Source organism: Variovorax sp. CF313, assembly GCF_000282635.1.
Taxonomy (GTDB): domain Bacteria; phylum Pseudomonadota; class Gammaproteobacteria; order Burkholderiales; family Burkholderiaceae_C; genus Variovorax.
Window position 1 is genome coordinate 1 of sequence record NZ_AKIW01000049.1, and the last position, 5,826, is coordinate 5,826.

At 67.5% G+C, this 5,826-nt stretch carries 5 protein-coding genes; all 5 read right to left on the reverse strand.

The genetic code is table 11. The features are described from left to right. Positions 1 to 61: 61 nt before the first annotated feature. Positions 62 to 1,564, reverse strand: coding sequence for an FAD-linked oxidase C-terminal domain-containing protein (locus PMI12_RS13970; protein ID WP_007833382.1), 1,503 nt, complete (start codon positions 1,562 to 1,564; stop codon positions 62 to 64). 141 nt (positions 1,565 to 1,705) lie between these two features. Continuing rightward, positions 1,706 to 2,590 carry a LysR substrate-binding domain-containing protein gene (locus tag PMI12_RS13975; RefSeq protein WP_007833392.1) on the reverse strand — a complete coding sequence of 295 codons (885 nt, stop codon included), beginning with the start codon at positions 2,588 to 2,590 and terminating at the stop codon, positions 1,706 to 1,708. Between the two features lie 122 nt (positions 2,591 to 2,712). Beyond that, the gene (locus PMI12_RS13980) at positions 2,713 to 3,645 is read right to left on the reverse strand and encodes an SMP-30/gluconolactonase/LRE family protein (RefSeq protein WP_007833394.1); all 933 of its coding nucleotides are present in this window, start codon (positions 3,643 to 3,645) and stop codon (positions 2,713 to 2,715) included. Positions 3,646 to 3,858: 213 nt separating this feature from the next. Then, complete coding sequence (locus tag PMI12_RS13985) at positions 3,859 to 5,283, reverse strand: ammonium transporter (protein ID WP_007833397.1); 1,425 nt, start codon at positions 5,281 to 5,283, stop codon at positions 3,859 to 3,861. A gap of 29 nt (positions 5,284 to 5,312) precedes the next feature. Continuing rightward, complete coding sequence (gene glnK / locus PMI12_RS13990) at positions 5,313 to 5,651, reverse strand: P-II family nitrogen regulator (protein ID WP_007833403.1); 339 nt, start codon at positions 5,649 to 5,651, stop codon at positions 5,313 to 5,315. Positions 5,652 to 5,826 lie beyond the last annotated feature (175 nt).

The window sequence follows — 5,826 nt, forward strand, 5'->3', positions numbered from 1 at the left end:
AGGTACCCCGTCGGCGTGATCGCGCCCCGAATGAACCCACGGGTTAAAACAGGTCGCCATGTCAGAACCTCGGCAGATCCGGATGCTGCAACTTCCCCCCGCGCACCACCTGCTTGCCGTACTCGGCGCAGCGCTGCAGTGTGGGAATCACTTTGCCGGGATTCAACATACCCTCGGGATCGAAGGCGCGCTTCACGCCGAACATCTGCTCGTTCTCGGCCGCTGTGAACTGAACGCACATGCTGTTGAGCTTCTCCACGCCTACGCCGTGCTCGCCCGACACCGTGCCGCCCATCGCGACACTGGTCTCGAGGATGTCGGCGCCGAACAGTTCACAACGGTGCAGCTCGTCGGGGTCGTTGGCATCGAACAGCACCAGCGGATGCAGGTTGCCGTCGCCCGCGTGGAACACGTTGCAGCAGCGCAGGTTGTATTTCTTCTCCATCTGCTGGATGGCCAGCAGGATGTCCGCGAGCCGCTTGCGCGGGATGGTCGAGTCGAGGCACATGTAGTCGGGGCTGATGCGGCCCGAGGCGGGGAACGCGTTCTTGCGCCCGCTCCAGAACTTCATGCGCTCTTCCTCGCTGTTGCTGCACGCGATGGCGGTGGCGCCACAGCCGCGCAGCACGGCGGTCATGCGGCCGATTTCTTCCTCGACCTCTTCGGGTGTGCCATCGGATTCGCACAGCAGGATGGCCGCCGCGTCGAGGTCGTAGCCCGCGCGCACGAAGTCTTCGACGGCGGCGGTCATGGGCTTGTCCATCATCTCCAGGCCCGCCGGGATGATGCCGGCCGCGATCACCGCGGCCACCGCGTCGCCGGCCTTTCGCACGTCGTCGAAGCTGGCCATGATGCAGCGCGCGAGCTGCGGTTTCGGTACGAGCTTGACGGTGACCTCGGTGGTCACGGCCAGCATGCCTTCGCTGCCGATGACCAGCGCGAGCAGGTCGAGCCCCGGCGCGTCGAGCGCCTCGCCACCGAACTCGATGGGCTCGCCCTCGGCCGTGAAGCCGCGCACGCGCAGCACGTTGTGCAGCGTCAGGCCGTACTTCAGGCAGTGCACGCCGCCCGAGTTCTCGGCCACGTTGCCGCCGATGGTGCAGGCGATCTGGCTCGACGGGTCGGGTGCGTAGTACAGGTTGAAAGGCGCGGCCGCCTCGCTGATGGCGAGGTTGCGCACGCCGCACTGCACGACGGCCGTGCGGCCCACCGGATCGATCTTCAGGATGCGGTTGAACTTGGCCAGCGACATGGTCACGCCCATGGTGTGCGGCATGGCGCCGCCCGAGAGCCCGGTGCCCGCGCCGCGCGCCACCACGGGCACGCCGAGTTGGTGGCAGGCCTTGAGCACGGCGGCCACCTGCGCCTCGGTCTCGGGCAGGGCCACCACCAGCGGGCGGGCGCGGTAGGCGGTGAGGCCGTCGCACTCGTAGGGCGTGGTGTCTTCGGCCTGCCAGATCAGCGCGTGGGCGGGCAGATGCGCCTGCAGCGCGCGCACCACTTCGGACTGGCGCTGTGTTTTCTGCAGCGAATCGTGCTGCGTGGGGGTGAGCGGCGCATTCATGCGGCGACCTCTTTCTGCTTTCTTCTGCTCGCGGGATGTCTCGGGGTTTATTTCACGCACTCTACGGAATTGCGGCGGCCCTGGGTTGACGGATTTTTGCCGGGTGCTTGAAAGAACTTCGCGAACGTGGTGATTGGTTCTTCAGCGCAGGCTCTGTTCCAGCCAATCGGTGAAGGCCGCGCACTCCCAGCGCTCCAGCGTGCCCGGCTGCCAGCAGATGTAGTGGCGGTGCGGCGACGGCACGGCCTGCTCGGACAGCGCGACCAGCCGGCCCGATTCGAACCACGCGGCGCCCATCTTCTGCCGCACCAGCGCAATGCCGAAGCCGCTGGCGGCGGCGTCGTACACGAGCCCCAGGTCGTTGAACTGCGCGCCGATGTTCGGCTCGGGCTGGTCGAGCCCGCAGCTCGCGAACCAGGTGCCCCAGGGTTCGAGCGGGCTGCGGATCAGCCGCGCGCTGGCGATCTCGGCCGCGGTGCGAAAACCCGTGAACGGCCCGAACTCGTTGAGATAGCTGGGGCTGCAGGCGGGCACCACCTGCTCCTCGAGCAACAGCCGGTGCTCGCAGTCGGCATACCCGCCGGGGCCGTAGCGCACTTCGAGGTCGGCCTGCTCGGCCGTCACGTCGAGCAGCGGGATCGACACCTGCAGCACCAGCTCGATGTCGGGGTAGATGTTGCGGAACAGCTCCAGTCGGGGCATGAGGAACTGCCGGCTGAAGGTGGGCGTGACGGCAATGCGCAGGCGAGTGGCGCGCTGCGCGGCGTTGGCGCCGAGCGGCATGGCCTGCAGCGCGGCGAGCCCCGTGCGCACGTTGGCGAGGCAGGCCGCGCCGTCTGCCGTGAGGCTGAAGTCGCTGCGGCCGAAGAGCTTGAAGCCGACGTGCGATTCGAGCTGGCGGATGCGGTGGCTCACCGCGCTGGGCGTGACGCACAGCTCGTCGGCCGCGCGGCCCGCGTGCCGCAACCTTGCGACGGCCTCGAAGGTCAGCAGGCATTGGATCGGGGGGATGTGCTGCGCAGCCATGGCGTCTTAGCTTCTTTGCGGGACGATCGCGTTCTGGGCGCGTGCACAGGACACCGGGTACTCCCCTCCGCGAATGTCCCCCGTCGGCGTGATCGCACCCCGAACAACGCGCTTCACGCCAATCAGTCCTCGAAGAAGTTCACAGGCAACCCTCGCGTCTCGACCTGCATCGAGATCACCGTGCCCGAGGCCGGCCGCTGCTCGATCTCGGCGGCGGGCCGACCCTTGCGGCCGCTGGTGACGAACAGCGTCTTCAGGTCGTCGCCGCCGAAGCAGGGCATGGTCGGGCACTGGACGGGCACCGGCACGGCCGCCACTTGCTGGCCCGAGGGCGAGAAACGCAGCAGCTGCGCGCCTTCGAACATCGCCACCCAGTAGTGGCCTTCGGCGTCGATGGTGGCACCGTCGGGGCGCCCCCCGTAGCGCAGCAGCGAGTCTGGCGACCAGCCCTCGGGCTTGGCGTCGAACTGCTGGAACACGCGGGCGTGCGAGAGCGAGTTGCCCTCGGCGTCCCAGTCCCACGCGCGCACCACGTGTGCGGGGGTGTCGGCCCAATAGAGCGTGCGGGCGTCGGGCGAGAACGCGAGGCCGTTGGCGGTGGTGGCCTGGTTGGCCATCTGCGTGATGGTCGGCGAGATGCCGGTGTTGCTGCGTGCGTCGAGGCAATAGAGCGCGGCATTGGCACGGTCTTTGGCCTCGTTGATCGAGCCGGCCCAGAAGCGGCCCAGCGCATCGCACTTGCCGTCGTTGAAGCGCATGGTGCTCACGTCATGCTCCACGCGCGCCATCGCGACCAATTCGCCACCCCATTGGCGCGCGCGGTAGATGCCGTCACGCAATGCGATCACGAGGCCGCCGCTGCGCGCCGGCGCCATGCAGCCGGGCTCGGTGGACAAGGGCCATCGCTCTACCTTCGCCTCCGGCGAGCCGATGTCGCCGCGCGTGCGCAGCACGGCACGCCCGGGAATGTCGAGCCAGTAGAGCGAGCGTTCTTCCGGGTGCCAGAACGGCGACTCGCCGAGCTCGCAGAGGCTGTCTTCGATGGAGGTCCACATGGTGTCGCGATTGTGCCCCCGGCCATCGCGGCGGCGGGCAAAAAAAAGCCCGCTGGCGCCGGAGCGCTCGCGGGCTGAACATCCAAAGGAGACCTCGCTTGAAAACTTTTTCTTCAATCGGTGGGCACCGCGGAACCGGCTTTGCCGGGCCGCTGGTGTTGCCCCCCGCAAGGGGGTTGGCGTAGCGACACGAAGTGCGCGTAGCCTGGGGGTTTACCTGTTATATGCGGTCTCGCCGTGCGAGGAGATGTCGAGGCCTTCGCGCTCTTCTTCTTCCGACACACGCAGGCCGAGGGTCAGGTCGGCGATCTTGTAGGCGATGAAGGCCACCACGCCGGACCACACGACCGTGAGCGCCACGCTCTTGATCTGGATCCAGACCTGTGCGCCCATCGCGAAGGTGTCGGGCGTTGCGCCGCCGGTGCCGCCGAGGCCCTTGGCCGCGAACACGCCGGTCAGGATGGCACCCAGGATGCCGCCCACGCCGTGCACGCCGAACACGTCGAACGCGTCGTCCGCGCCCAGCATGCGCTTCAGGCCGCCCACGCCCCACAGGCAGACCAGGCCGGCCAGCAGGCCGAGCACGATCGAACCCATCGGGCCGACGAAGCCGGCTGCCGGCGTGACGGCCACGAGGCCGGCCACGGCGCCGGACGCGGCACCCAGCATCGAGGCCTTGCCCTTGTGCAGGCTCTCACCCAGGATCCACGACAGCGCCGCGGCAGCGGTGGCGAGCACCGTGTTGATGAAGGCCAGGCCGGCGACGGCGTTGGCAGCACCGGCCGAGCCGGCGTTGAAGCCGAACCAGCCGACCCACAGCAGCGAAGCGCCGACCATGGTGAGCGTGAGCGAGTGAGGCGTGAACGCTTCCTTGCCGTAGCCGACGCGCTTGCCGACCATGTAGGCACCGACCAGGCCGGCCACACCGGCGTTGATGTGCACCACGGTGCCGCCGGCGAAGTCCAGCGCTCCGTCCTTGCCCAGCAGGCCGCCGCCCCACACGATGTGGGCGATCGGCACGTAGCTGAAGGTGAACCACAGCACCGAGAACAGCAGCACGGCCGAGAACTTGGCACGCTCTGCGAAGGCGCCGACGATCAGCGCCACGGTGATGGCTGCGAAGGTGCCCTGGAAGGCGACGAACACGTATTCGGGGATCGTGGTCAGCGCGCCGAAGGTCTCCTGCGTGATGCCCTTCATGAAGATCTTGTCGAAGGTCCCCAGGAAGTTGCCGTCGCCCGAGAAGGCCAGGCTGTAGCCATAGACGGCCCACAGGATGCTGATCAGCGAGAAGATCACGAAGACCTGCATCAGCACCGACAGCATGTTTTTCGAGCGGCCCAGGCCGCCATAGAACAGCGCGAGGCCGGGGATGGTCATCAGGATCACGAGAAGCGTCGAAGTCAGCATCCAGGCGGTGTCGCCGGAGTCGATCTTCGGAGCCGGTGCGGCTGCGGGCGCCGCGGGGGCGGCGGCGGCCGCAGCCGCGGCGGGCGCTGCCGCAGGGGCAGCCGCCGCGGGTGCGGATGCCGAAGCAGCGGGCGCCTCGGCCGTGGCCGCGGGCGTTTGTGCAAGGGCGGTGGTGCCGGCAGCCAGCACACTCAAACCGAACGCAAGAGAGACAAGCAGTTTTTTCATAATCGTTGTTCTTTCGGGCCTGGACTCGATCAGAGGGCTTCGCGGCCCGTTTCGCCGGTGCGGATGCGAACGACTTGTTCGAGGTTGTAGACAAAGATCTTGCCGTCGCCGATCTTGCCGGTGCGTGCCGCGCCTTCGACGGCCTCGATCACGCGGTCGACGAGGTCGTCCGAGACGGCCGCCTCGATCTTGACCTTGGGCAGGAAATCGACCACGTACTCCGCGCCGCGGTAGAGCTCGGTGTGGCCCTTCTGGCGGCCGAAGCCCTTCACCTCGGTGACGGTGATCCCCTGCACGCCGATGGCCGACAGTGCTTCGCGCACCTCGTCGAGCTTGAACGGTTTGATGATGGCTGTGACCAGCTTCATGAGTTTTCTCCTTCGGATGGAAATGAAATGGTGCGGCAGCTTGGGCCGCACCTCGTTGTTTTATTTACAGCGTCTTCGTCAGCGTCAGGATGAAGCGCGCCTTGTTGGGCGAGTAGGTCGTCTGGCCGAAGGGGCCGAAGCCCAGGTCGATGCCCGGGTTCGCGACCGCGACATA

What these genes read in the sequence shown, in the direction of transcription:
- PMI12_RS13970 (WP_007833382.1), bottom strand. Translation starts at nt 1,564, where the DNA reads ATGAATGCGCCGCTCACCCCCACGCAGCACGATTCGCTGCAGAAAACA.
- PMI12_RS13975 (WP_007833392.1), bottom strand. Translation starts at nt 2,590, where the DNA reads ATGGCTGCGCAGCACATCCCCCCGATCCAATGCCTGCTGACCTTCGAG.
- PMI12_RS13980 (WP_007833394.1), bottom strand. Translation starts at nt 3,645, where the DNA reads ATGTGGACCTCCATCGAAGACAGCCTCTGCGAGCTCGGCGAGTCGCCG.
- PMI12_RS13985 (WP_007833397.1), bottom strand. Translation starts at nt 5,283, where the DNA reads ATGAAAAAACTGCTTGTCTCTCTTGCGTTCGGTTTGAGTGTGCTGGCT.
- glnK (WP_007833403.1), bottom strand. Translation starts at nt 5,651, where the DNA reads ATGAAGCTGGTCACAGCCATCATCAAACCGTTCAAGCTCGACGAGGTG.